The 25,992-nt window shown below is 69.7% G+C and carries 18 protein-coding genes; all 18 read right to left on the reverse strand.

The genetic code is table 11. The features are described 5' to 3' along the window. Positions 1-27 precede the first annotated feature (27 nt). Positions 28-1,005, reverse strand: a complete 978-nt coding sequence (locus EDF64_RS05900) for a DNA topoisomerase IB (RefSeq protein WP_133519110.1) — start codon at positions 1,003-1,005, stop codon at positions 28-30. A 95-nt stretch (positions 1,006-1,100) separates the two neighbouring features. Beyond that, positions 1,101-9,788, reverse strand: a complete 8,688-nt coding sequence (locus tag EDF64_RS05905; RefSeq protein WP_133519111.1) for an isopeptide-forming domain-containing fimbrial protein — start codon at positions 9,786-9,788, stop codon at positions 1,101-1,103. Between the two features lie 297 nt (positions 9,789-10,085). Beyond that, complete coding sequence (locus tag EDF64_RS05910) at positions 10,086-10,352, reverse strand: Rv0909 family putative TA system antitoxin (RefSeq protein ID WP_133519112.1); 267 nt, start codon at positions 10,350-10,352, stop codon at positions 10,086-10,088. A 176-nt stretch (positions 10,353-10,528) separates the two neighbouring features. Beyond that, positions 10,529-11,716, reverse strand: coding sequence for an elongation factor Tu (tuf, locus tag EDF64_RS05915; RefSeq protein ID WP_071292550.1), 1,188 nt, complete (start codon positions 11,714-11,716; stop codon positions 10,529-10,531). Positions 11,717-11,863: 147 nt separating this feature from the next. Further along, on the reverse strand, positions 11,864-13,981 hold the full coding sequence (gene fusA, locus EDF64_RS05920; RefSeq protein WP_133519113.1) for an elongation factor G: 2,118 nt from the start codon (positions 13,979-13,981) through the stop codon (positions 11,864-11,866). A gap of 100 nt (positions 13,982-14,081) precedes the next feature. Continuing rightward, positions 14,082-14,552, reverse strand: a complete 471-nt coding sequence (gene rpsG, locus EDF64_RS05925; RefSeq protein ID WP_071299505.1) for a 30S ribosomal protein S7 — start codon at positions 14,550-14,552, stop codon at positions 14,082-14,084. A gap of 4 nt (positions 14,553-14,556) precedes the next feature. After that, complete coding sequence (gene rpsL, locus EDF64_RS05930) at positions 14,557-14,925, reverse strand: 30S ribosomal protein S12 (protein WP_071292552.1); 369 nt, start codon at positions 14,923-14,925, stop codon at positions 14,557-14,559. Positions 14,926-15,345: 420 nt separating this feature from the next. Continuing rightward, on the reverse strand, positions 15,346-16,515 hold the full coding sequence (locus tag EDF64_RS05935; RefSeq protein ID WP_133519114.1) for a hypothetical protein: 1,170 nt from the start codon (positions 16,513-16,515) through the stop codon (positions 15,346-15,348). 38 nt (positions 16,516-16,553) lie between these two features. After that, positions 16,554-17,024 (reverse strand): DUF6121 family protein, encoded by a 471-nt coding sequence (locus EDF64_RS05940; RefSeq protein ID WP_133519115.1) that lies wholly within the window; start codon positions 17,022-17,024, stop codon positions 16,554-16,556. Positions 17,025-17,065: 41 nt separating this feature from the next. Continuing rightward, positions 17,066-17,752, reverse strand: coding sequence for a CBU_0592 family membrane protein (locus EDF64_RS18410; protein ID WP_208108843.1), 687 nt, complete (start codon positions 17,750-17,752; stop codon positions 17,066-17,068). A 173-nt stretch (positions 17,753-17,925) separates the two neighbouring features. Then, positions 17,926-18,732, reverse strand: a complete 807-nt coding sequence (locus EDF64_RS05950) for a hypothetical protein (RefSeq protein ID WP_133519116.1) — start codon at positions 18,730-18,732, stop codon at positions 17,926-17,928. After that, on the reverse strand, positions 18,729-19,481 hold the full coding sequence (locus EDF64_RS05955) for a hypothetical protein (protein WP_133519117.1): 753 nt from the start codon (positions 19,479-19,481) through the stop codon (positions 18,729-18,731). The genes EDF64_RS05950 and EDF64_RS05955 overlap by 4 nt, the downstream gene beginning before the upstream one ends. Beyond that, a complete protein-coding gene (pilM, locus tag EDF64_RS05960) occupies positions 19,478-20,533 on the reverse strand; it encodes a type IV pilus assembly protein PilM (protein ID WP_133519118.1) in 1,056 nt (351 codons plus the stop codon). Before pilM ends, EDF64_RS05955 begins: the two co-directional genes overlap by 4 nt. Before the next feature lie 22 nt (positions 20,534-20,555). Then, positions 20,556-21,395, reverse strand: a complete 840-nt coding sequence (locus EDF64_RS05965; RefSeq protein WP_133519119.1) for a prepilin peptidase — start codon at positions 21,393-21,395, stop codon at positions 20,556-20,558. Further along, a complete protein-coding gene (locus EDF64_RS05970) occupies positions 21,392-23,185 on the reverse strand; it encodes a hypothetical protein (protein WP_243736266.1) in 1,794 nt (597 codons plus the stop codon). The genes EDF64_RS05965 and EDF64_RS05970 overlap by 4 nt, the downstream gene beginning before the upstream one ends. Continuing rightward, positions 23,182-23,874, reverse strand: coding sequence for a PulJ/GspJ family protein (locus EDF64_RS05975; protein WP_166645619.1), 693 nt, complete (start codon positions 23,872-23,874; stop codon positions 23,182-23,184). Before EDF64_RS05975 ends, EDF64_RS05970 begins: the two co-directional genes overlap by 4 nt. Next, positions 23,871-25,256 (reverse strand): type IV pilus modification PilV family protein, encoded by a 1,386-nt coding sequence (locus EDF64_RS05980; RefSeq protein WP_166645620.1) that lies wholly within the window; start codon positions 25,254-25,256, stop codon positions 23,871-23,873. Before EDF64_RS05980 ends, EDF64_RS05975 begins: the two co-directional genes overlap by 4 nt. A 79-nt stretch (positions 25,257-25,335) precedes the next feature. After that, positions 25,336-25,842, reverse strand: coding sequence for a type II secretion system protein (locus tag EDF64_RS18630; RefSeq protein ID WP_347813178.1), 507 nt, complete (start codon positions 25,840-25,842; stop codon positions 25,336-25,338). Between the last annotated feature and the right edge of the window lie 150 nt (positions 25,843-25,992).

Below are 25,992 nucleotides of genomic sequence, written 5' to 3' on the forward strand. Positions count from 1 at the left end.
CGGTACGTCATCGCGGCGTGTTCCGCGTCACTGCCGGTAGAGGAGTGCCCGGACCTCGGACTCGGCGGCGTGCAGCCGGGCCGGGTCGATGGTCTCGCCGTGGTCGTACGCGTCGAGCAACCGCGGGTCGATGTAGCTCTGCCGGCACACCGTCGGGGTGTTCCCGAGCTCGTCGCTCGCGACCTTCACGGCGTGCGAGACCGCCTTCCGCCGCTTCGCCTGGGACGGCTGTGGCCCGGTCTCCGCCAGGTCCACGGCCGCGGCGACCGTGCCGTGCAGGGTCCGGAAGTCCTTCGCGGTGAACTCCTCGCCCGCGCGCTCCTTGACGTAGGCGTTGATGTCCTCGGCGGAGAGGGGCTCCCACTCGGCGCCGCGGCGTTCGCGGAACGAGAGCAGCCGGGCGTTCGGCCCGCGCCGCTTCATCCCCACGATCACGGTCGCGAGGTCGGGGTCGTGGATGGACGAGGACCACTCCTGGCCGCTCTTGCCGGGGAAGTCGAGCTCGATGTCGTCCCCGGAGACGTGGGCGTGCGCGCAGAGGAGCGTGGAGAGCCCACGGCTGCCGTGCTCGGTCGCGTAGCGCTCCGACCCGACCCGGAGGGACCCCTGGTCGAGCATCCGGAACGCCGCGGCGAGCGCGCGCTGCCGGTCCGGCTCCGGTCGGCGGAGGTCCTGCGTGACCATGCGGCGCGCGGACGGCAGGGACTCGGCGAGCGCGAGGGCACGGTCGTACTTGATGCGGTCCATCCGCTGCCGCCACGAGGGGTGGTACATGTACTGCCGCCGGCCGGCCCCGTCGATCCCGGTGGCGAGGATGTGGCCGTTCTCGTAGGGCGAGATCCAGACGTCGTCCCACGCGGGCGGGATGACGAAGTCCTCGAGCCGCTGCCGGACCTCCGGGTCGGTGACGGTGGTGCCGTCCGGGTCACGGTACGAGAACCCGCGTCCGCTGCGGATGCGGTGGTAGCCGCGACCGTTGGTCGCGGAGCGGCGGAGACGTGTCACGTCGTCGATGCAACACGCGTGTGCCTGTGACCGGACCGGGTCAGGGCCTGGAGGCGCGGTGCGGGCCCGCACCGCGCCTCCAGTCCGTCAACCGGTCACGCTCGACGGCGACGGCGCGTGAGCAGCAGGACCCCACCGGCCGCCATCGCGAGGAGCGCGAGGAGCGCGCCGATCCCGAGTCCGGCGGCTCCCGTGAAGGCGAGCTCGGCTGCCTTCGGTGCGCTGCGCACCGGTGCGGGGTCGGCCGCACGCTGCGGGTCGGTCGGGCTGGCCGAACTGGACACCGGCGTCACCTGCGTCGTCGGGGACGCGACCGTCGCGACGTTCGTGATGCGGTCCGGGGCGTCGGAGGCGACCCGTGCCGTGACCTGGAACGCCACCGACCCGCCCACCGCGAGCGGACCCGTCAGGGTGCACGTGACGGTCTGCCCGGACGTGCAGGTCGCGGCGCGACCGTCGTTGACGCTCACCAGGGCGAGCCCCTCCGGCAGCCGGTCCGTGACGACGACGGGCCCCGGGTCCTCGGTGGGACCGCCGTTCCGCACCGTGATGGTGTACCCGACGGTCTTCCCGCGCACCAGCTGACCCGTGTGCGTCTTCGTGATCGACAGGCTCGAGGCCGGGTCGACCGCCAGCTCGTCGGCGGCGTCGTTGTCGGCGAGCGTCGTCTCGGTCGTGCTGGTGGCGACCGTCGCGCTGGGCTGCACGCCCGGGTAGGCGGCGGCCGTCGGCGTCTGGTGGACCGTGATCGCCGGGGCGAGCGACCCGGCCGTCAGGGTGCCGGCCAGGGCGAACGACACGGTCGTCGAGCCGTCCGCGTTCCGGACCACGCCGGTGACCGTCCAGGCCGGGTCGGCCTCGGTCGACACGTAGGTCAGGCCCTTCGGCAGCGTGTACGTCGCCGTGACGCCCGCGGCGTCGGACAGGCCGGCGTTCCGGACCTGGACCGTCTCCGGCAGGTCCTTGCCGATGACGGCCGACCCCTCGTGCCCGAGGGTGATCGCGACGTTCGCGACCTCGTCGACGTCGAGCGGGCTCGTCGTCGGGCGGTCGTTCGTGCCCGGCAGCGGGTCCGTCCCCTGGCTCGTGACGACCGCGCGGTTCTCGATGCGGTCGGCCGTGTAGCCGGACGCGACCTTCGTCGTGATCCAGAGTCCCGGGGCGTCCTTCCCGGCGACGATCGTCGTCGGGAGCGAGCAGGTCACGACCTTCGGGTCGGTGGTGCCGTCGCACGTCCAGACCGAACCGTCGCTCGACGCGCTGACGAAGGTCAGCCCCTCGGGCAGCTGGTCGGTGACGACCGTGGTGGGCTGCTCGTCGGACGGTCCCGCGTTGCTGACCTGGACGAGCCAGACCTGCTCCGCCCCCGCCGTGACGCGGCCGGACGCCGTCGTCGAGCCGACCTTCGTGACCGGGGTCTTCGACAGCCCGAGCGCCGCGTGGGTCGTGACGGCGACGTCCGCGTCGGCTGTGTCGTTCGACGGGTCGGTGTCCGGTGTCGCGGAGGACACCGTCGCGGTGTTCGTCAGCGTGCCGGCCGGGGTGCCGGACGCGACGGACGCGGTGACGTGGAACACCGTGCTCGCGCCCGAGGCGAGCGTGGCGGTCGACCAGGTCGCCGGGCTGCTGCCCTGCTCCCAGGCGTCGTCGTCGGTGGTGACGGCCGTCACGGTCATCCCGGTGGGCGGGGTGTCCGTCCAGGTGACGTCCCGCGCGTCCGAGGGTCCGGCGTTCGCCACGGTGACGTCGTAGGTGACGTCCGTGCCGGCGTCGGCGCTCGGGGCGCTCGTGCGCTCCTTCGTGACTGACAGGTCGGCGTGCGTGGTGACGTCGACGGTCGCGGCGTCGTGCGCCGTCGGGCCGGCCGCGGTGACCGGCGACGCGGTGACCGTGTTCACGATCGCCGAGCCTCGGAACGACGCCGGGACGTGCACGGTCACGACGATCGTGTTCGGGTCCGTCGCCCCGACGGCGATGCCGTCGTTGCCGGCGAGCGTCAGGACGCCGTCGTCGTTCGACACGAGCGTCCAGTGCTGCGCCGTCTCGGCCGACAGCCCGCGGAACTCGACACCGGCGGGCAGCGTGTCCTGCACCAGCACGCTCGGCGACACGTCGTCGCCAGCGGGCAGGTCGGACGGCCCGTCGGGGTTCGCCACCGTGATCGTGTACGTGACGTCCTGACCGGCGTCGATCGACTCGACGTCGGCCCGCTTCGTCACCGACAGGCCCGCGGTCTGCGTGGCGTCGCTGCGTGCCTGGCCCTGCTGCGAGGCGGCGTTGTCAGCCGTCACGACCGCCGTGTTCGTCAGCGCGCCGCGCATCGACGACGGGGTGGTCACGGTGATCGTGAACGTCGTCGCCTTCCCGGCGGCGAGGGTGCCGTCGAGGACGCACGTGACCTCGCTGCCGTCCGCCGCGGGGGCCGTGCAGGTCCAGGCGCCGTCGGTCTGCGTGATCGTGTCGGCGCCCTGCTCGAGCGGCGCGTCCGGCTGCAGACGCGTGCCGTCCAGCAGGGTGTCCGTCACCGTGACGTTCCGGGCGTCGGCCGTGCCGGTGTTCTGGACGCGGATGGTCCAGTCGGCGGCGTTCCCGGCGACGAGGGTCGGCTGGTCGGCCGTCGGCTCGGCCGTCGGCTGGTCGGCGGTCGGCTGGTCGGCCGTCGGCTGGTCGCCGTTGGCTTCCGGGCCGAACCGCTTCGCGATCGTCAGCGACGTGCCGTCGTCGACGCGCGTGGTCGCCGTCGACGAGTCGTTCGACGACGTCGGGTCGGTGGTCGTGGTCGTGTCGACCGCGACCGCGGCGGTGTTCGTGATCGTCTCGGTCGCCGTGACGTCGGCGTGGACCGTCGCGGTGATCGTGATCGCCCCGGCCGCCTGGCCGTTCACGAGCCCGTCACGCGTGCAGGTCACGGTGTTGTCGTCCGTGTCGCACGTCCAGCCGGAGTCGGTCGACGTCGCGCTCACCAGGGTCACCGTGTCGGGCAGCGTGTCCGTCACCGTCACGGTGCCGCGGGCGTCCGAGACGCTCTTCGAGGCCGCGTCCTGCACGTTCCGCACCGACAGGTTCCAGGCGATCGTCCCGCCGGCCGGGGCCTTCGCGGACGGTCCCGTCTTCGTGATCGTCAGGTCGGCGATCGCGACCGGGGTGACGCTCGCGGTGTCGCGGTCGTTCGCGGTGTTCGGGTCGAACGTCTGCCCGGTGCCCTGCTCGATCGTCGCGGTGTTGCGGATCGCGGTGAGCGGGGCGTCGGACGGCAGGGTCAGGGCGACGTCGAGCTCGGGGAACGACGCGCCCTTCGCCACCGTGGCGCCGTTGACGCAGGTCCAGGTGCCGTCGGCCGGGGTGCAGCTCCAGCCGGTGCCGGTGAACGCCAGCGAGGCGCCGGCGGGCAGGCCGGTCGGGGCGTCGACCACGGTCGTGCCGTGCGCCGCGTCGCCGCCGGTGTTGGTCACCGTGATCGTCCACGCCTTCGCGGTGGTGGCACCGGCGACGACCTGCGCGGTCGTGGCGGTCTTCGTGAGGGCGAGGTCGGCTGCGGCGATCCGCGCGGCGGCGACGGCGTCGTCACCGCCGTTCGGGTAGGTCACGAACGAGCCCGTGCCGCCGTCGTACGAGGTCCCACCGGACGCGTCCGTGACCGTCGCCGTGACGTGGTTCGTGTGGGCGACCGTGCTGCCCGCACCGGGCGTCGTGGCGGCGTCCGAGGTCGGGGTCGCGCGGTAGTGCAGGGTCATGGTGGCGTTCGCGGCGAGCGGGCCGAGGTCCGACCACGAGAGCGTGCGGCCGCTCGTCGCGGGGTCGCTCACCGCGGTGGCGGCTCCCCCGTCACGGACGATCGTGGCGCTGCCGGCGACGTACTGCCAGTTCGCGGGGAGGACGTCCGTCGCGGAGACCTTCGTCGCGGCGCTGCCCTGGTTCGTGAACGTCACCGAGAAGTCCGAGGCGACGCCGATGTAGGACAGACCACCGACGGTGTCGTTCGCCTTCGCGACGGCGACGTCCGGGAACGCCGGGGTGACGGTCGCGGTGGCCTCGACGGCGGGGTAGCTCGCGCCACCGGTCGCCAGGCTGCGGTACGCACCGGTCGAGACGGTGTTCGTGAGCGGAGCACCGCTCAGCGAGACGTCGTCCGCGAGCTTCGCGGAGTACGTGTGCTGCACCGATGCGCCCGCACCACCGACGGTGGTCGTCGGCCAGGTGACCACACCGCCGCCGCAGTCCGCGGTCGCGGCCCCGAGGGTCCCGCCGTCCGAGATCGAGGCGCCGTCGACGACGATGCCCGCGGGCACGCAGTCGGTGACCGTGGTGCCGTACGCCGGGGACGCCCCCTTCGCGTTGGTCACGGTGACCGTGTACCCGACGGTCTGTCCGGGCTCCACGGCCAGCGCGTCGCTGGTCGTCCCGAGGACCGTCGCCGTCTTGTCGATCGACAGCGAGGGCGCCACCACCGTGGCGTTCGCCGGGTTCGAGGTGGCGGTGCCGTCGGTCGGCGCCGTCCCCTTCGCGGACTTGTCCCAGGCGAGGTTCGCGGTGTTCGACAGGGCGGTGCCGGCCGTCGCGCTCGTCGTGAGGCGGACCGGGATCGACACGGTGACGGTGACGGCGTCGGGCCGTCCGGTCGCGATGTCGCTGACGTCGACGCGGATGCTCCGGGTGGCGGCGTCGACCGTGCCGGTCGCCGTGACGGTGGCGTCGGACGTCGTCGCCGTGAGCGCGCCGTCCACCGACAGCCCCGCGGGGAGCACGTCGGTCAGACGGGTGTCGAAGACGGACACGTTCGCGGGGATCGTCGCCGTCACCCGGTAGGTGGCCGCGTCACCCGGACGGAGCGGGAGTGCGGTCGTGTTCCTCGGGTCCGTCGTCGCGGCGGCACCGGGGGTGCCGTCGGTGTCCGACCACGTCGGCGCGGTGAGCTGCTTCGACACGGACGGCGACGCCACCGTGATGGTGTCGTCCGCGCTCGCGGTCTGGACGTAGGTCGCACCGGCGGTCGTGTAGTCGGTGTCGAGGCTGGAGCCGACGACCTTCGCGGTGTTCGCGTAGCTCGTGCCGGCAGGGGCCTTGTCGGCGAGGGTGCCGGTCACCGTGATGGTGGTCGACGCGCCGGGCGCGAGGGTGCCGACGTCCCACGCGTGCAGGGTGCGGTCGGTCCCGCAGGCACCGATCGCGTCGCGCTGCGCCTGGGTCAGCGATCCGGTCGCCTCGGTGCGCGAGGAGCCGGTGAACTGCAGGGACGACGGGAAGCAGTCGGCGACGAACACGCTGCGGGCGTCGGTCGTGCTCGACTTGTTCGTCGCGGTGAGCGTCCACGTGACGACGTCCTGGCCGGACACCACGGCACCGTTCCGGTCGTCGGTCTTCGTGATCGCCAGGTTCGGAGCCGTCACCCCGACCGCGACCTGCTTCGTCGGGGCGACGGACGCGCCCGTGACCGGGTCGGTGCTGCGGAACGTCGCGGTGTTCGTGATCGTCGACGGCGCGAACGCCGTGCCGTCCGACTTCGGGTACGCGCCCGTGCCGGCGGAGACCGCGAGCCCGGTGACCGTCACCGTGAACGTGACGTCGCTGCCCGTGGTGTTGTCGAACACCGCAGGGAAGACGAGCGCGCCGCCGCCGTTGGTGTTCGTCGTCGCACCGCCGGTGAAGGTGTAGTCCTGTCCCCCGTAGGTGACCGTCGTGTCACCGTCGGTCATGCCACGCGTCGCGGCTCCGGGGGCGCCGGGCATGCCCAGCGTCCAGGTCGTCGCGCTCGTCGTCTTCAACCTCGTGACGGCGGCCAGCGGGTCGATCAGCGACGCGGATCCGACGCTCGTGCCGGCCTTCACGGTGACGGAGTAGGTGTACGCCAGCGGCTGCCCCGGCACGGCGTTGAGGCCGGACCGGTTCGTGGCGCCGCCGTCGGTGCCGCCGGTCTTGGCGACGACGACGGGTGTGATCGTCACCGTGCGCTGGTCGTTCGCGGCCACCGCGGCGAGCTGCGATCCGGTCGCTCCGGACGCGTGCGTGCTCGTGCCGGCGACGGGTGCGGGTACCCAGGTCTGCGCGACGCCGGTGTCGGCGGTCGTGTCGAAGCGCACGACCGAGGCGGAGTTCTTGTAGGCGGTGCCGGCGAACGACTGCGCCGGGACCTGCATCGTGTAGAGCAGGTCCGCGGTCGCGCCGGACGCGATCGGACCGACGCCCGACCAGACGACGAAGGACCGCTTCGAGAAGGTCGAGGAGGCTCCGGCGGGCGGGGTGTTCGTGCAGGTGCCACCGCTGCCGGAGGCGTCCACCGCCGTGCAGTCGATGCCGACGGGCAACGCGTCCCACACCGACACGTTGCTGATCGGGTACGACCCCCCGGTCCCGACCGGGTTCGTGACCCGCAGCCGGTACTGCAGGACCTGCCCCTCGGTGGTGTTCGCCGGGTTCACGTTCGCGCTGAGGCTGGCGGCGTCCTTGCCGGTCTGCACGATGCTCTTCGCGAGGGTGGCGGACGCGGGCCCGGCGACCTTGTAGTTCGCCGCGGACCGCAGGCTCGTCACGGAGCCCGCCGTGTTCTGCTGGGCGAACTTCATGAGGTTCGCGGTGATGTCCGGCACGGTGGTGCTGGAACCGGCCTTGGTGATCCGGGCAGCGACGTACAGGACGACGGTCGCGCCCGTGGTGTCACCGTCGACGTACGTGCCGCCGGTCGCCGAGGACCCGATCGAGAACGACGCCATCGACGCGCTCGAGCCGGTGAGCTGCACCTGGGCGGACGGGACGGTGCTCTCCGAGCCGTACGCCCAGTCGGTGCCCTGCACCCACTGCGCTGCGGACGCCGAGGTCCCCACGGGCAGCATGTCCGTGACGGTCGCGTTGCGGCTCTGCACGCCCGCGGGGAACGTGACCTGCAGGCGGAAGCAGACCACGTCGTTGAGCGTGAACGGGTCGGTCGGCGTCGTCGACGAGTACGGACCGGTCGCCGCAGCGCAGTCGGCGGCACCGGTCACCGGCGACGTCGTGCTGCGCGGGAGGACCGACTTCTGGATCTGCGGGCTGTTCGACGTGATCGTCGCGCGCGAGTCGTCGACCACCTTCTGGGTACCGGTGTCGCCGTGGACCCCGGTGGAGGTGCCGGCGATCGCGACCTTGTTCGTGAAGTCGTCACCGGCGGCCGTCGGGCCGGCGCTGCCGGTCACGGAGTAGCTCTGGCGCATGAGCGCCTTGTACGTCACCGTCGGCGCCGCGTTCGTCGCCTGGTCCGCGATGTGGAACCGCACCGTGAAGGTGCCGTCCGCGGCGGAGTAGGCGACCGAGTCGATCGTGGCGCCCGTCATCTGCTGGTCGAGGGAGGCGTTCTTCGACGGGTCGCAGTCGGCGGGCAGGGTGCCGGTCGTCGGGGTCCCCGCGGGGAACGCCGGGCACAGGCCGTCCGGGAGCGTGTCGGTGAGGGCGATGCCGGCGGACGACTCGTACTCGCTGGTGCGGACGAGGAGCGAGTAGGTCGCGAGCTTGCCGGCTGCGAACGAGGTCGGGGAGACGCTCTTCGCGACGGCGAGGTCCATCGCCTCGACCGTCAGCGACGCGTTCGCCTTCTGCGCGGAGGTGGCACCGCCGCCGACCGAACCCGTGTAGGTGCCCTGCGCGTCCACCAGGTTGGTCTGGCCGTGGCCGTTCGAGGTGGTGTCGGCGGTGTCCTGCCTCGTCGACGCACCGTTGTTGTTGTCGAGGTCGGCGGCCTGCTGCAGCGAGGTGGCTGCCGGAGCGGTGGAGCTCGTGGACGGCTGGCCCGGCTGGCCCGCGAACGACATCGTGTTCGCGCGCAGTGGCACCGCGGCAAGGTACTTGACGGTGACGGTCGCACCCTTGGCGAGGTCGCCGAGGTTCCAGACGACCTTCGTGAACACGGACGAGCCCTGGTTCGCGACGGTGTTGACGGTCTCGACGCTCTGCGGCGTGCGGCAGGCCGTCGCGTCCCACGTGCCGGTGGCCTTCGACGCGGTGGTCGCGGTGAGGGACGCTGCGCCCGGGTACTCCGCGCCGGAGGTGGTGTTGTCGATCGCGCCGCACTGCAGGAACTCGAGGCCGGCCGGCAGGTAGTCCGTGACGACGACCCCGTTGGTCGGTGCCTGCGCCGTGTTCTTGATCGTCAGCGTGTAGACCGTCGGGTGGTCGTGCACACCGCGGACGAGTTCGTTCTCGGGGCTCTGCTCGCCCTTCGTGATGCTCAGCGCGGAGACCGTCGTGGCGTTCGACTGCCCGGCTGCGGCGTTGATCCCGGCCGCTGCCATCGGCGTCCCCGTGGCGCCGTAGGTCGGGAGGGTCCGAGCGTCCGTGCTCGCGGCGACCTGCGCGGTCCCGGTGAAGTTCGTCCCCACCGGCCAGGAGGCGTCGACGGACTGCACCGTGAACGCGATCGACTTCTGGTCACCGGCCACCAGGTCGGAGACGTTCGACCAGACCAGGAGCGTCCCACCGCCCTGCGCGGCGGACAGCGTCGTGATGGTGGGTTCCCCGGCCTGGGGGCCGGCGGAGCCCGCGGTGTACGCGACGCCGACGGGGAGCCGGTAGGTGTACCCGAGGTTGTAGAGCGGTGTCCCGCTGCCGGCGGAGGTGGTGTTCTTCGCCGTGATCGTCACGCCCGCCGGTGCCCCGTTGAGCACCGACCCGTCCGCCTTCACCGAGACCGAGACGAGCGAGTCCGCGGCCTGCGTCGGAGTCGCGACGGCGAACACGGACAGCAGCGCGGCGAGCAGACTCACCACGACGGTCATCGCCAGGGCGCGCGGGCGTGCAGGGAACAGGGCAGGACGCATCGGGTGTGCTCTCGGGTCGTCGTCGGGTGACGCCGAGCGCAACGCAGGGGGAGTCGCACCGTGCGGGCAGGGATCCCTCGGTACGGACTGCGGCGGTGTTCGGGTCACCACGGGAGGCCGGTTCGGCCTCGCAACTCCACGGTATCGAGCAGCGGAATTCCACCGCTGGACCCAGTGTGGGGTACACGGTTGCCCCCCATTGCGTGGACGACCCCCGAGTGGGCGACAGATCGTCCGCGAACGACGACGCCCGCTCGGCGAGCAGCCGAGCGGGCGTCGTGGGTGGTGCCGGGATCGTCAGGCCGTGCCCGCTCCGTCGTTCCCGACCTTGTCGTCGAGGTCCTTCGCGGTCTTGTCGATCTGCTCGTCGAACTTGCCGCCGGTGACCTTCTTGATGCCGTCGGCCAGGCCGTGGATGATCTTGTCGGAGACCTCCTCGGCCTTGTCGCTCTTGACGGCCTCCTCGATCTTGTCCCGGTTCTCGTCGACGAAGGCCTTCGCCTTGTCGGTGACCTCTTGCGCCTTCTCGGAGACGTTCTTCTGGATGTCGTCGAAGCCGGCCATGGTGCCTCCCTGTCCGACCGGATGAACCGGCCGCTCGATGGCCGGACCTCCCGACCGCTTGGAGCACATCGTGCCCGGCTCGCGGCGTCTTGTCCGCCGAACGCGGGCGAACTCCAGGGAAACGGAAAGCGGGGCCGGACCCGAAGGCCCGACCCCGCTGTCGCAGGTAACCGGAGTTACTTGGTGATCTCTTCGACCGTACCGGCGCCGACCGTACGACCACCCTCACGGATGGCGAAGCGGAGGCCCGGCTCCATGGCGATCGGCTGGATGAGCTCGACGGTCATGGAGACGGTGTCGCCGGGCATGACCATCTCGGTGCCCTCGGGCAGCGTGATGACGCCGGTGACGTCCGTGGTGCGGAAGTAGAACTGCGGGCGGTAGTTCGCGTAGAACGGGTTGTGACGCCCACCCTCGTCCTTGGTCAGGATGTACGCGTTCGCCTTGAAGTCCGTGTGCGGCGTGACCGAACCGGGCTTGACGACGACCTGGCCGCGCTCCACGTCCTCGCGCTTGAGGCCACGGATGAGCAGACCGGTGTTGTCACCAGCCTCGGCCTTGTCGAGCAGCTTGCGGAACATCTCGATGCCCGTGACCGTGGTCTTCTGCGTCGGGCGGATGCCGACGATCTCGACCTCGGAGTTCAGGTCGAGCGTGCCACGCTCGACACGACCGGTGACGACCGTGCCACGACCGGTGATCGTGAAGACGTCCTCGATCGGCATCAGGAAGGGCTGGTCGGTGGCGCGCACCGGGTCCGGAACGGACTCGTCGACGGCGGCCATCAGGTCCTGGACGGACTTGACCCACTTCTCGTCGCCCTCGAGCGCCTTGAGCGCCGAGACCTGCACGACGGGAGCGTCCTCGTCGAACTCCTGCGAGCCGAGCAGCTCGCGGACCTCGAGCTCGACGAGCTCCAGGATCTCCTCGTCGTCCACCATGTCGGACTTGTTCAGCGCGACGACGATGTACGGAACGCCGACCTGACGGGCGAGCAGCACGTGCTCACGCGTCTGGGGCATCGGGCCGTCGGTGGCGGCGACCACGAGGATCGCGCCGTCCATCTGCGCCGCACCCGTGATCATGTTCTTCACGTAGTCGGCGTGACCCGGAGCGTCGACGTGCGCGTAGTGACGCTTCTCGGTCTGGTACTCGACGTGCGAGATGTTGATCGTGATACCGCGGTCGCGCTCCTCGGGAGCGCTGTCGATCTGCGCGAAGTCACGGGCCTCGTTGAGGTCCGGGTACTGGTCGTGCAGAACCTTGGTGATCGCCGCCGTGAGCGTCGTCTTGCCGTGGTCGACGTGACCGATGGTTCCGATGTTGACGTGCGGCTTGGTGCGCTCGAACTTGGCCTTGGCCACTGGGGTCCTCCTCAGGACTCGGAAGCGACACCCCCGGCCGGCCCGTGATGGGCTCGGGATCGTTGGTGCGCGGTGTGTGTCTTTACTTTACTTGGTGGCGAGGGGCCCGTCGCCGGGCGCCCCCGCCTGTGGAGAAACGCTGGAGCGTTACTCCCCCGCGTTCTTCGCGATGATCTCCTCGGCGACCTTGGCCGGGACCTGGCTGTAGGTCTCGAAGGTCATCGAGTAGACGGCACGACCAGAGGTCTTCGACCGGAGGTCGCCGACGTAGCCGAACATCTCGGACAGCGGCACGCTCGCGCGGACCACCTTGACGCCGGAAGCGTCCTCCATCGAGGCGATCTGGCCACGACGGGAGTTCAGGTCACCGATGACGTCGCCCATGTACTCCTCGGGCGTACGGACCTCGACGGCCATGATCGGCTCGAGGATCGCCGGACCGGCCTTGCGGGCCGCTTCCTTGTAGGCGATCGAACCGGCGATCTTGAACGCCATCTCGGACGAGTCGACGTCGTGCGCCGCGCCGTCCTTGAGGGTGGCCTTCACACCGACCGTCGGGTACCCGGCGAGGATGCCGACCTGCATGGCGTCCTGGATACCGGCGTCGACCGACGGGATGTACTCGCGCGGGACACGGCCACCGGAGGTCGCGTTGACGAACTCGTAGACCTTCTCGCTCGTGACCTCCATCGGCTCGAGCGCGATCTGCACCTTCGCGAACTGACCGGAGCCACCGGTCTGCTTCTTGTGGGTGTAGTCGTAGCGCTCGACGACCTTGGTCAGCGTCTCGCGGTAGGCCACCTGCGGCTTGCCGACGCTCGCCTCGACGTGGAACTCACGCTTCATGCGGTCGACGAGGATGTCGAGGTGGAGCTCGCCCATGCCCTTGATCGTCGTCTGACCGGTCTCGGCGTTGAGCTCGACGCGGAACGTCGGGTCCTCTTCGGCGAGCTTCTGGATGGCCGTGGAGAGCTTCTCCTGGTCGGCCTTCGTGTTCGGCTCGATGGCGACCTCGATGACCGGCTCCGGGAACGTCATCGACTCGAGGACGACCGGGTTCGCCGGGTCGCACAGGGTGTCACCGGTGGTGGTGTCCTTGAGGCCGATGACCGCGTAGATGTGGCCAGCGGTCACGTTGGCGACCGGGTTCTCCTTGTTGGAGTGCATCTGGAAGATCTTGCCGATGCGCTCCTTCTTGCCCTTGGTCGAGTTGATGACCTGGGCACCGGACTCGATCGAGCCGGAGTACACGCGGACGTACGTCAGACGACCGAAGAAGGGGTGCACCGCGACCTTGAACGCGAGGGCCGAGAACGGCTCCGTGGCGTCGGGCTTGCGGATGATCTCCTTCTCCTCGTCCTTGACGTCGTGGCCGATCATCGGCGGCACGTCGAGCGGGGACGGGAGGTAGTCGATGACGGCGTCGAGCATCGGCTGGACACCGCGGTTCTTGAACGCGGAACCGCACAGCACCGGGTAGAGCTCGCTGCTGACGGTGAGCTTGCGGATCGCAGCCTTGATCTCGGCCACCGAGAAGTCGGTGTCGCCCTCGAGGTAGCGGTTCAGCAGCTCGTCGTCGGCCTCGGCCACGCGCTCGATGAGCTTCTCGCGGTACTCGGCAGCGCGGTCGGCGAGGTCGGCCGGGATCTCTTCGATCTCGTACTTCGCACCCATCGCGACGTCACCCTTGGCGTCGCCGCGCCAGGTGAGTGCACGCATCTGGACGAGGTCGACGACGCCTTCGAACGAGCTCTCGGAGCCGATCGGCAGCTGGAGCACGAGGGGCTCCGCGCCGAGGCGGTTCACGATCGTGTCGACGGTGTAGTAGAAGTCGGCGCCGAGCTTGTCCATCTTGTTGACGAAGCAGATGCGCGGGACGTCGTACTTGTCGGCCTGACGCCAGACGGTCTCGGACTGGGGCTCGACGCCCTCTTTCCCGTCGAACACGGCGACCGCACCGTCGAGGACGCGGAGCGAACGCTCCACCTCGACCGTGAAGTCCACGTGACCGGGGGTGTCGATGATGTTGATCTGGTTGTTGTCCCAGAAGCAGGTCGTCGCGGCCGACGTGATCGTGATGCCGCGCTCCTGCTCCTGCGCCATCCAGTCCATCGTCGCGGCGCCGTCGTGCACCTCACCGATCTTGTGCGTGATGCCCGTGTAGAACAGGATGCGCTCGGTCGTCGTGGTCTTGCCGGCATCGATGTGCGCCATGATGCCGATGTTGCGGACCTTGTTCAGGTCGGTGAGCACGTCCTGTGCCACAGGGTTCCTCCGGAAGAGTTGTAGGAGAGGTTGGCGGCCGTCCGGGCGCCGGGGTTCTTGACCGCCGGTGCCCGGACGGTGCCGGGACTACCAGCCGGACTTACCAGCGGTAGTGGGCGAAGGCCTTGTTCGACTCGGCCATCTTGTGCGTGTCCTCACGGCGCTTGACCGCGGCACCGAGACCGTTCGACGCGTCGAGGATCTCGTTCATGAGACGCTCGGTCATCGTCTTCTCGCGACGGGCCTTGGCGTACGAGGTGAGCCAGCGCAGCGCGAGGGTGTTCGCGCGGTGCGGCTTGACCTCGACCGGCACCTGGTAGGTCGAGCCACCGACGCGGCGGCTGCGGACCTCGAGGGTCGGACGGACGTTGTCGAGCGCCTTCTTGAGCGTCACGACGGCGTCCTGCTGGTTCTTGGCGGAAACGCCTTCGAGTGCGTCGTAGACGATGCGCTCGGCGAGGCCCTTCTTGCCGTCCAGCAGGATCTTGTTCACGAGCTGGGAGACGATCGGTGCGCCGTAGACGGGGTCTGCGACGACGGGACGCTTGGGGGCGGGACCCTTACGAGGCATTGGCTCAACCCTTCTTCGCGCCGTAGCGGCTACGTGCCTGCTTACGGTTCTTCACGGCCTGCGTGTCGAGCGCGCCGCGGATGATCTTGTAGCGGACACCGGGGAGGTCCTTCACACGACCGCCACGGACGAGCACCATCGAGTGCTCCTGGAGGTTGTGGCCCTCACCGGGGATGTAGGCCGTCACCTCGGTGCCGTTCGAGAGCTTCACACGAGCGACCTTGCGCAGTGCCGAGTTCGGCTTCTTGGGGGTGGTGGTGTAGACGCGGGTGCACACACCACGCTGCTGGGGGTTCGCCTTCAGTGCCGGCGCCTTGGTCTTGGTGACCTTCGGCGAACGACCCTTGCGAACGAGCTGCTGAATAGTAGGCAACTGTTCTCCTGGTCCTGCTCGTGTTCTCTGGTCGGCGCGGACCGCCGACTTCCTCGTCCCACGCTGATCACCGCCTGACGGCGGACGACGAGTGGGGGACGGATTCCGGCCGACCGAGGGTCGAACCGGTTTTTCCGGGCGCGCCGTAGGGCGCACACCCAGAAGAGACTACCTGCGTCACACAGCGAAATCAATCCGGGCGCGTCGCCCTGGAGGCCCGTGGGGACCGCCCTGGGCGAACACCCGTCATCCGCGTGCGCGCCCTGCGCGCGGGGCGCCACGCCTGGTCGGTTCCCGCCCGTCGGCGCGGCCCGGCCACCCACCCCACCGAGCCGCGACCACGCGCTCGGGCGAGGTGCGTGGCGGGGGTGCGCCGCGCCTCCAGGCCGGTGGTCGGGGTGGTGCCGGTCGCGCGCCGGATCAGGAACCCGTGTCGGTCGAACCGTTGCCGATCGCCGACCGGAACGTCGCACCCCGGTCGGTGAAGCCGGTGATGTAGCCGCTCGCGTTGACGTTCATCGGGCCGGCCGAAGCCGTGCCCACGCCGCCCGGGCCGGAGATGTCCGCGGTGAAGGTGGCGCGGCCGAACGTCGTGGTCGTGACGATCCAGCCGGACGAGACCCACCCGCCGAGGGAGACGGACGGACGGGTCGCGAGGGTCCACTTCTGGTTCGTGTAGGTGTAGGCCGGGTCCTCGCCATAGGCGTAGAAGCTGCACCCCTTCGGCGACGCATCGGTCGAGGCGATGCAGCCGTCCACCCAGGCGTCCACCGCGGCCTTGGCCGACGCCACGCCCGCCGCCGTGAGCCTCGTCGTCATCGACACCGGCGTCGAGATCTCGCCGTCGAGCCCGGTGACCGTCGCCTTCGCCGCGTCCGCCTCGACCCACTTGCCGCCGTCGAGTGCGACGTCGTACGTGCCGGGCAGTGCCGACAGCTCCGCCGTGCCGTCCTTCGCGGTCGTGACCGACTGGCCGCCGACGGTCAGCTTCGCGCCCGACGGCCCGCGGACGGCGACGTCCACCGAGCCGAGCTTCGGCGCCTGGAGCTCCCACACCGGGAAGACGCCCCAGTCGGTGCCGGTCTTGTCGAGCGTGAACGTCGACGAGACGTCGCGACCGTCCTGCTTGAGGTACGCGGTGACCGTCGCGGTGTCGCCGTCGTCGCGGGTGGCCGCGATCCGGTACCCCGTGACGCGCCCCGTCGCCTTCGCGTACGCCGCGTCGGTGAGCAGGACGTCGCCCTTGTCGTGCTTGATGCCGGCCGTCTGCAGGGCGTCGTCGACCCTGCCGGCCGTGAGGTCGTCGAGGAACGCCCGCACCGGACGGTCCGCGGAGTGCGAAGCCGTGCCGACCGAGTACCCGACGATCCCCGCGACGGCGAGCAGCACGATCGCCGTGCCGCCGGCGATGATGCCGACGAGCTGGCCGCGGCGGAGCCTGCGGCGCGGCCGGGGTGCCGGTGCGGTGGCGGACGCCGGTGCCGACCCCGGAACCGGCGAGGGCGCGCCGACGGGTGCACCCGGCGTGCCGCTGATCGTGTCGACGGTCGGGACGGATCCCCAACCGTCGGGCTCGTGCTGGTCGGTCATCGGTCCCCCGTCGTGGTGCTGGTCGCGCTGCCGGAAGCCTACCGCCGGGCTCCGTCATCGCTCGTGGTCGTCGTGGTCGTCGTCGTGGGCCCCGACGTCTTCGCCTGGTGCCGCGCCGTCGCGATGCCGCCCACGACGCAGAGGAGTGCCACCACCACGGAGCCGACGACGAACGGGCCGAGGGCGTAGCCCGCCGGGAAGACGAGGAGTTCGGTGAGGTCCGACCGGACCAGGGCGTACCCGACCGCCCCGACGCCGAGCATCACGAGGTACGCGGTGGCCGCCGCGACGAGGCCGGTGACGCCGGGGTTGCCCTCACGAGCGCCGACGGCCGTCGCGAGGAAGACCACGGTCGCGCCGGCGAGGACCATCGCCGGCCCGAGGTACGGGGTGGCGTCGGGCTGCGAGATGACCTCGACGTCGGCGAGCAGGGCTTCGAAGCCCGTCACCGCGATGACGAGCGCGATGAACAGCACCGACGTCATCGTCGCGAGCAACCACCGGGACATGCGGTGATCGTATCGCTGGGAGGGTCAGGTCGCTGGGAGGGTCAGGCGTGGGTGGCGTCCGCGCGCTGTGGCTCGTCGGCGGGGGTGTGGGCGGCGTCCTGGTCGGCGCGTGCCGCCTGGTCCTGGCGCTCGGCGTGGTCCTGGGCTGCGGCCACGAGGGCGAGTGCGATGGTCGCGGTGATGACCGGGATGGACTCCGTCATCGGGGCGGCGACGGTCGTCGCCTCCGTCGTCGCTTCGGTCGTCGCCTCCGTCGTCGCTTCGGTCGTCGCCTCCGTCGTCGCTTCGGTCGTCGCCGTGGTCGCTTCGGTCGTCGCCGTGGTCGGCTGGGCCTGGAGGCCCGGGGTCGCGTCCGCCGGGTCCGATGCTTCCGGCTCGTGGTCGCGCAGCGCCGGCCCGACGATCGGCAGGACCGCCGTGGTCGCCGGCGGCTCGGTCAGCAGGGCCGGCTGCTCGGAGTCCATCGGGACGCCCCGCTTGGCGTCTCGGCGCGCCTTCGCCATCTTCGCCAGGACGACCACCGCGACGATCGCCCAGATGCCGTTCACGATGGTCGACGGGATCGCGTGGTGCGCTGCGACGTTGACCGCGACCGCGAGCCCTCCGACGAGGTTGAACAGCTGGTACACGGGGCCGTTCGGCAGCTTGCCCGTCGAGAAGAGAATGTAACCAGCAAGGACGGTTACGGCTCCGAACCAGCCGAGGAACTCAACGATTCCGTACAACACGCGCGACTCCGGGCACGACGAGAACGACGGATCCGAGCCGGCCGTTCGAGAGGGGTGTGAGCAGCCGCGAGCGCGGCGTCGAGAGCATCGTAAGCACAGCGACAGGCGTCGGGGAAGAGGGCGCGGCGTGGCGTGGCCCACCCCATTCGGAGGGGTGTGCCGCGGGGGTCTTGTCAGCCGTTCGCGACGCCGCTCGCGGTGGTGCTCGACGACTCGGCGGCAGTCCCTCCGGAAGCCCCTTCGGAGGCCTGCGAGTCCTGCGCAGACGCTGCATCCGAGAGCACGTAGATGAAGCCGGACAGCGTCCAGCCGGTCGTCCCTCCGTCCCCGGAAGTCGCCGTCGGATCGTCCGTCGTCTCCTGGCGGTCCGACTTGATGTCGTTCACCAGGAACAACCGCTCGCCGTTCTGGACTCCGGAGGTGAACGCGAGGGCCTGTTCGAACGACCCCGTCACCTGGATGCTCATGGCGATGGTCGAGAAGTTGGACGCCGTGATCTGCGGGTCGGTCACCGGTGCCGCGATCGACGGGGTCGGAGCCGAGGCCGACGGCGATGGTGACGGCGACGGCGTGCTCGGCGCCGCGGAGGTCGACGTTCCGGTCGGAGCTGCTGCCGCTGCGTCGGCGGCAGGCGGGGTGTACGCCGCTGCCCACGACGTGGTGATCCCGCTCACCGTCACACCGGTGGACGCTGCGACGGCGTTGACCTCCTTGTAGAAGGCCGAGGTGTTCGCCGACGCCGGGATCGAACGGTCGAGTGCCGCGGCCTCCCGCCGCATGGCGGGGAGCTTCGCAGACTGAGCCGCCAACCTCGCGAGCTCGGTCCGGTACGTGTCGTTCGTCGCGTCGATGGAGTGCTGCTGCGCGCGGTTCGCGGCAGCCGCAGTGAGCTGCGGCTGCACGCCGAGGAAGAAGCCGCCGACGAGCACGACGGCACCGATCGCGAGCGCGATCACCAGTTGCAGCCGGTTCTTGGTCATTTCGTCTTCTCCACGTACTTCCCGTCGAACGCTTGCTCGTTGATGTGCAGCGTCATGTCCACCGTGTAGTGCCCCGTGTTCGAGTCGAGGGTCACGGCGTTGGCGTTGGCGTCCACGAATCCCGGCAGACTGCGGAGACGATCCAGCCAGTCCGGGATCGACGGCAGCGTGGGGCTGTCGGCCTCGAAGGTGAGTGTCGCCACGCGGGCCCCCTGCAGCGGCGTCGTCGGCTGGTCGTAGCTCTCGAGCGGCGATGCGGAGTCGACGGTCACGCCCACGATGCCCACACCGACCGGTAGCGACCCCTGCGCCTTCTGCAGGTACGTACTCCAGTCGATCTCCGGAGCGCCACCCACGGTCTGCGCCGCCTCGGCGAGAGATGTCCGCGACTCGACCTTGCGGACCTCCGAGTACTGCCCCTGCTGCTGGAGCAGCGCGGTGCCCTCGTCCTGAGCACTCCGGAGCTGATTCGCCGACGAGACACTGTCCATCGTCGAGACGGCCACGCCGAGTGCGACCACGGCTGCCACGACGACGACGCCGAACCAGGCCCGACGGACAGTGGCGCGCTGGCGGCGGTCGACGAGGACCTCGGCGGGGAGCAGGTCGGCGCGAGGAACACCGCCGACGACGAGGGCAGCCTTGCCCGGCGCCTTCGGCCTTCCGCCCGGGCTCTCGGAGGCCTTGCGCAGACGCTTGGGCTTGTCGGCGCTCGGAACGACAGCGGGTTGGATCAGGGTCTCGGTCATGCTGCACGTCCTCCTGCTGCGAGCCCCCAGGCCACCGCGAGGGACATCCCCCGCTGTTCGAACACGGACGGCTCCACGCCGCGCGCTCGCCGGACCCCGGCGAACGCGTCACCGATCGCGACCGGGATGTCCGTCGACTCGGCAAGCGCCTCCCGGAACCCGATGAGCTCCCCTCCGGCACCTGCGAGGACGATCCGTGCCACCGGTCGCCCGTCGTCCTTGGTGTTCGCGAAGTAGTTCAAGGTGTTCCGGACGCTGGCGATGAGCTCGTGCGCGGCTTCTCGGATGACGGCGGCCGCGCGCTGGTCGTCGGGCGTCTGGGCCCGCGCACCCATGCCGATGTACCGCTTCACGGCCTCGGCCTGTTCGACGGGGATCTCGAGCCGGAGCGCGATCTGCTTCGTCATCTCGTCCCCACCCGTCGGGATGATGCGGACGAACTGCGGGACGCCGTCGACACTGATCACGACCGTGCTGGTGTTGCCGCCGACCTCGACGAGTGCGACGGTACCCACCGATTGCCCGATGGGGGTGAGCACGCGGCTCAGGGCGAACGGGATCAGGTCGACGCCGACCGGGTTGAGGCCCGCGAGCTGCGCCGCGCGCACGTTCGCGAGGACCGCGTCCTTCACGGCTGCGACGAGCAGACCGTGCACCACCGGGCCGGACTCTCCGGTCCCCTCACCGGTCGGGTAGAAGTCGAGGATCGCGTCACCGACCGGCACCGGCAGGAGATCCTGCACCTGGAACGGCAGCGACTCACGGATCTGAGCGAGTGGGGCCTTCGGAACGGTGAGGTCACGCGACAGGACTCGCTGGTTCCCCATGCCGAGGGCGACGTCCTTCGTCTTGAACTTCCCGATGGACCACAGCTGGCGGAGGACGCCCGCGATCGTGTTCGTCTCGAGGACCTCGCCCCGCTGGGTCGATCCGTCAGGGAGCGGCACTTCCGCGATCCGCTCGATGGAGGCGACGCCCTTGCTGGTGCGTGCGACCTCGACGGCGCGGATGGACACACTGCCGATGTCGATGCCGACGACGTTGCTCGTCATGGTGATCGCTTTCTCCGTCGGGTCAGGTGAGGCCGATGAGGCCGAGGTAGGCGTCCCACACCGGGCCGCCGCAGAGGATGCCGAGCCAGGCGCCGGCGAGCATCCACGGTCCGAACGGGATTCCGCTCCCGCGCTTCGCGCGTCGGGCGGCGAGGAGACCGATGGCGAAGATAGCCCCGAGCGCGAACCCGCCGAAAGCTCCCACTGCGAGGGGTCCCCATCCGAGGTACGCGAGGACGAACCCGAGCACGCCAGCGAGCTTCACGTCGCCCATCCCCATCCCGCCCGGGACCGCGACGGCCAGGCCGAAGTAGACCGTGACGAGCACGGCCATGCCGATCGCCGCACGACCCAGTGCCCACCAGTCGCCCGATGCGGCGGAGGTCGCCGTGAGCAGCACGCCGAGGACCACGTACGCGGGCAGGACGATCTTGTCCGGCAGGCGGTGTGTGTCCAGGTCGATCAGTGCGAGCGCGACGGTGATCCCCATCAGGTACAGGAGCACCACGAGCATGCCGATGGTCGGGACGAGCGCGGTGCCGGCCCCTGCGGCGCGGCTGAGGACCACGCCGGCGACGACCGCGAACAGACCCGCCGTCGCCGCCTCCACCAACGGGTACCGAGCAGAGATGCGCGCGCCGCAGTCGCGGCACGCACCGCGGAGGACGAGCCATGACAGTACCGGCACGTTGTCGAACCCGCGGATCTCGTGGCCGCACTTCGGGCAGGCGCTCGGCGGGTTCACCACCGACAACCCCGCCGGGACGCGGTACACGACGACGTTGAGGAACGACCCGATCAGGAGGCCGAACACACCGGCGAGACCGGCCACTCCGATTGCGATCTGCTGCAACGCGCTCATACGCAGACGCCCGCCTTCTTCGCACAGTCGCCCGAGGTCACGTACGCAGGCGAGACCTCCGCCATCGTCGTCACGCCGTAGGTCGTCGTCACGGGGTTGAGGAAGCTCGGCGGCGCGGAGTGCTTCAGCCGGGCGTCGTACTGGTACGCCTTCACGTACCCGTTCGACCCCTGCCGCACCACGCCTCGGAACTTCTGTGCGATCGCGCCGTAGACCGTGAGGGTTCCACGGTCACCCCCGTAGGCGTAGTTCTGCACCTGGAAGGTGTGTGCCGCCGAGATGATGGCCGCGTCGATCTCACGGTCCGAGTCGCCGAGGATCGACGAGTAACACGTGCTGGAGCCGCAGGACACCGCCTTCACGGGGTTCCAGACCATCACGGCGTTCGTCGCGGTGAGGCCCAGCATGTCCGCGCCTCGGTCCTCGTAGGTCATGTCTCCGGTCACGTAGAGGTAGTTCTCCGCAGCGACGGTCACCTGGCCGTCAAGCACGCCGTGCACGAACGCGTCACCGGATCGTGTGCCGTAACTGCACGGCGTCGTGCTCAGCTGCGCCTCCCCGGCGCGTGGGTACCCGACGCCGTTGCCGGAGGTCGGGTTGCACGCATCCGGGAGCTTCGCGGTCGTCGTTGCGTTCGCGTCGCCTGCCTGCGGCACGTTCTGCACGTAGACGAGGTTGTTCTCCGGAACCGGTACGGTCGCCCCCGAGGCGGACCCGAGCTGCCCGGCTCCGGTACCCGGGATCCCGCACGCTGCCGGGGTCCGACCGCTGGTGGGGTCTGTCGCGTCGGTCTGGGTCTTGATGGACCGCGGCGACTTCACCGTCATCGTGCCGTCAGCGTTGAAGGTGATGTCCGTCGGGCCCGTGTAGAGGCAGCCCGGGCTCCGCGTCGACGTCGCGGTCGTGTTGTACTGCGTCGCAGCCTTCTGCTGGGCGTTGGTCGACGGCATGCCGATCGTCGATGTGAACGCCGGCTGTGTGACACCCGCGGGGAACCGTTGGCCAGTGCAGCTCGAACCGTTCGAGTCGACCCGGCTGTACCGGAGGCCGGAGGTCGGGTTCGAGGTCGTGATCTGACTCGTGAAGGTCGCCTGGCAGATGCGCATCGTGTCGTTCGAATGGGCAGGCCCGTCGATGGTGTCGCCACCGCTGAACGCGATCTCGCCGCAGACGTTGCGCGAGCTCGACGTCGGACGTCCCTCCCAGGCGTGCTTCACGCAGGTCGCGGGATCGACGTTCGTCATGACCGGATCCTGGATCTCGTAGTCCGTGAAGTAGAGGAAGTCGATGAACCCCTGCTGCCGGATGCTCGCGACGACGGACCGCACGGACGTGCCGACCTTGCCGGTCGAGCGAACCCGGATCACTCCGGTGTCGTAGTACTTGGACGAGTCGACCTCGTACCGGTAGAGCGACTTCCCGTCGCCGCCGGGCACTGCCGCCCAGGTGCCCGCAGTGCCCGTTCCGAACGCCGGGTTGGTGGCGCCGCCGGTGGGCAACGTGAGTCCGGTGCTCGTCGAGGAGAACGGGGCCGACGAGTTGCCGTACTGGGTGTAGCCGGTGTCGTTGGACAGCCGCGCCTCGTAGTCCTGCACACCGGCGTACGCGGCACTCAGGGCGGCGTTCCAGTCAGCATCCGTCGAGGACTTCTTGATGCCTGCGACGGCGACCGAGGTCGCGGTCGCGATCATGAACACCACGACGGTTCCGAAGATCACCGCGATGGCCAGGGCCATACCGCGGTCATCGCGGAGTGCGTCGAGGTGGAACCACTTGCGGAGTCGGATCACGTGGAGTCTCCCGTCGGCTCGAGGAGGTTCGGCAGCCCGATCGTGTTCTGCAGCGTGATGCCGTTCTTCAGGGTGCTCGCCGTCGACGACAAGCGGAGGGTGACCTGCACGAAGGCGATCTGACCGATCTGGTCGGCCGGGATCGCGCCGGCTGCATTCGGTGGCAACACGTTGCTCGAGACGTCGAGGTACTGGAAGACCGGCGTCCCCGAGGCGTCAGGCACCTCGATCGACGACGCGATCGTGGAGGTCGAACCAGCGCCGCTGAACGTGTAGTACGCGTTGTCGGTCGTGGTCCCGGCGACGACCTTCTCCGTGAGGACGCCGTCGGCGCTCACCGAGAAGGTGACCTGCTGCGGCACGGCATCACGGCCGGTCGCGACGAGCGTCGTGAACTGGACCGACGAGCGACCTGCGGAGATGAAAGCCGGGGAATCGCTCGCGCCGGCGCGGGGGTTGTCAGCTGCAGCGCGGACCTTGCGCACGATCTCGTTCATCGCGTTCGACGTGTTCCGGCTGTTCTGGTCGCGAGCGGCCGCGAAGGTCGTCGCTCGCGTGATCGAGTAGAACGTGCCTCCGACGATGGCGAGGAGGACCGCGAACAACCCCATCGCGACGAGGAGCTCGATCAGGGTGAGTCCGTCTTCCCTGCGCTCGCCACGGACGGCGGAGCGGATGCGCTGGATCACGGTGCGACCCGCGGGTCCAGGGTCACCGAGCCGGCGTTCAGCAGGACGCCGAGCAGGCCCTTGGCCGTGACGTTCACCGCCGCCGAGGAGGAGGACTTCTGGCTCGTGACCGACCACGTGCCGTACGGCAGGGCGAGCGTGACGTCGACGGTGCCCGAGCTTCCCGTGGACGTCCGTGCGAACGAGTACGACTGGGTCACCTTGCAACCCGGGTCGCCGTTCGCCGCGGTGGCCGTCTTCGCCGTCAGGATGGTGTCGGACTTGTTGATGGTCACCGTGACGAGTCCCATCGGCACGTTCGCGGTGAGCTGGTCCTTCGACACCGACGGGGTCGGGGTCTTCCCGATGCGACCGTCACTCGCGCGCGGCCACATCGTGGGGTCCGTCGACAAGCAGCTGTTCGGGTTCGTCGTGGTGTCGGCGTTGGTGGCGTTCGAGTCGTAGACGCCGGGGTAGACGACGTAGCCGGAGCCGATCGGGCTGAGGTACTGCGTCGCGGCGGTACCGGTCGCCTTGTACGTTCCGTACGTGCTGACGAACGACGTGGTGAGGTTCGTGGGCAGGAGCGCGCCAGCAGCGTTGCTGGCGTAGTTCATCGAGACAGCGATCGCGGGATCGTAGTTGAACGAGGCCCCACTCGACTGCCCTTCCTTGACCACGACGGTCTTCGACGGTGCTGCGGACTGTTCCTGGTCGCGGTACTGACCGGACGGCGGGCCGAGCGTGACCGTGTAGGTACCGGGCGTCACCTTGACGGCGACCGTGCAACCGTCTTGGTTCGTGGCGTCGGGCTGGGTCGCGAGCGCTCTGGCCGTGTTGGGCGAGACGGACGTGGACGGGGCGATCGTCGCGTTCACGCCACCCACGCCACCGCTTCCGGTGATCGACTGCACCTGGACGAGGATCGTGCCGAGGGACGGGTCGTTGATCTTGGTGGACGGCGAGAACACGGTCTCCTGCGTGACCGGAGCCGCGGAGCCCATACCCGGCCAGGTGACCTTGATGTGCACGTTGAGGAAGAGGAGCTGTGCGGCGGTCCCGGTCGCTGCGGCCGAACACCGGTTCGTCGTGCCGTTGGTGTACTGCCAATCGAGCGTGCGCTTGACCGTGTACTGCCGACCGTCGACCTTCGGCTGCGTGGTCGCGCCGGCCATGCCCGTGATGTTGTTCGCGGCCTCGATGCGAGCAGTGTCGATGGCACCGGCGGCGAGGTTCACCGCCTGGGATCGAGCGGAGTTGTCCGAGGTGACCCGCATGACCGAGACCACACCGACCAACGCCCCAGCGATGATGATCCCGAAGACGGTGATCGCGACGATGACCTCGACGAGGGTGAAGCCGTCGTCGTCGCTTCGCTTGATCTGTCGGAACAGCTTGACCACGGTGTCTCCCTCCGTCCTTGATCTCCGACGCGCAGAGGGGGTCAGGCAACCTGACCCCCTCTGCAACGCTCTGAACCTGCTACTTGGCTGCGACGAACGCGCCCGCGTCCGAGCAGGTGCCTGCCTTGGTCCCGGCCGTCTCCGTCGACGCGAAGGTCTTGCCGGTGGAGCTCGTTCCCTGCACGCAGAAGGTGTTGGACGCGGTCCCCTTGATGTACTTCAGCTCCTTCTCGGAGTCCGACCAGGTGACTCCGGCGTCTGACCAGGTCTGGCCACCCGTGACAGCTGCGTTGGAGATCTTCGTGGCGGTGTCGAGCGTGGCAGACGCGGGAAGGTTGTTGCTGTTCTGCGTCGACGTGCTGACCACGGCGGTCTTGAAGTTCGAGACGTCGTTCTGGACGCCCGAGTCCTTCGCGTTGTTCTGCACACCCAGGTACACCGGGATGGCGATCGCGGCGAGGATGCCGATGATGATCACGACGACGAGGAGCTCGATGAGGGTGAAGCCCTTCTCGGAGTCCTTGACGAGTTCGTTGCGGCGAGCGTTCAGCTTGCCCATGAGCGCGAAGTACATGACTTCATCCATTCTTTCGGGAATGTGATTGGAAACGGTTTGGGGCTGTGCTCTGCCGCCGACGACAAGCGTATTGAGGGCACTTTCGGGGCATAATCCCGAGAACGGGGGGCACCGGGCAAGAAAATGCCCCCAGAAACGGGGGCATTCTCGGACAAAACA

The organism is Curtobacterium flaccumfaciens (assembly GCF_004361695.1).
In the GTDB taxonomy this organism is placed as follows: Bacteria; Actinomycetota; Actinomycetes; order Actinomycetales; family Microbacteriaceae; genus Curtobacterium; species Curtobacterium flaccumfaciens_B.

Excerpts from the sequence above, each read along its gene's own strand:
- EDF64_RS05940 (WP_133519115.1), bottom strand. The coding sequence starts at position 17,024 with ATGTCCCGGTGGTTGCTCGCGACGATGACGTCGGTGCTGTTCATCGCG.
- rpsG (WP_071299505.1), bottom strand. The coding sequence starts at position 14,552 with ATGCCTCGTAAGGGTCCCGCCCCCAAGCGTCCCGTCGTCGCAGACCCC.
- EDF64_RS05910 (WP_133519112.1), bottom strand. The coding sequence starts at position 10,352 with ATGGCCGGCTTCGACGACATCCAGAAGAACGTCTCCGAGAAGGCGCAA.
- EDF64_RS05955 (WP_133519117.1), bottom strand. The coding sequence starts at position 19,481 with ATGACCGAGACCCTGATCCAACCCGCTGTCGTTCCGAGCGCCGACAAG.
- EDF64_RS05950 (WP_133519116.1), bottom strand. The coding sequence starts at position 18,732 with ATGACCAAGAACCGGCTGCAACTGGTGATCGCGCTCGCGATCGGTGCC.
- EDF64_RS05965 (WP_133519119.1), bottom strand. The coding sequence starts at position 21,395 with ATGAGCGCGTTGCAGCAGATCGCAATCGGAGTGGCCGGTCTCGCCGGT.
- EDF64_RS05905 (WP_133519111.1), bottom strand. The coding sequence starts at position 9,788 with ATGCGTCCTGCCCTGTTCCCTGCACGCCCGCGCGCCCTGGCGATGACC.
- pilM (WP_133519118.1), bottom strand. The coding sequence starts at position 20,533 with ATGACGAGCAACGTCGTCGGCATCGACATCGGCAGTGTGTCCATCCGC.
- EDF64_RS05935 (WP_133519114.1), bottom strand. The coding sequence starts at position 16,515 with ATGACCGACCAGCACGAGCCCGACGGTTGGGGATCCGTCCCGACCGTC.
- EDF64_RS18630 (WP_347813178.1), bottom strand. The coding sequence starts at position 25,842 with ATGGATGAAGTCATGTACTTCGCGCTCATGGGCAAGCTGAACGCTCGC.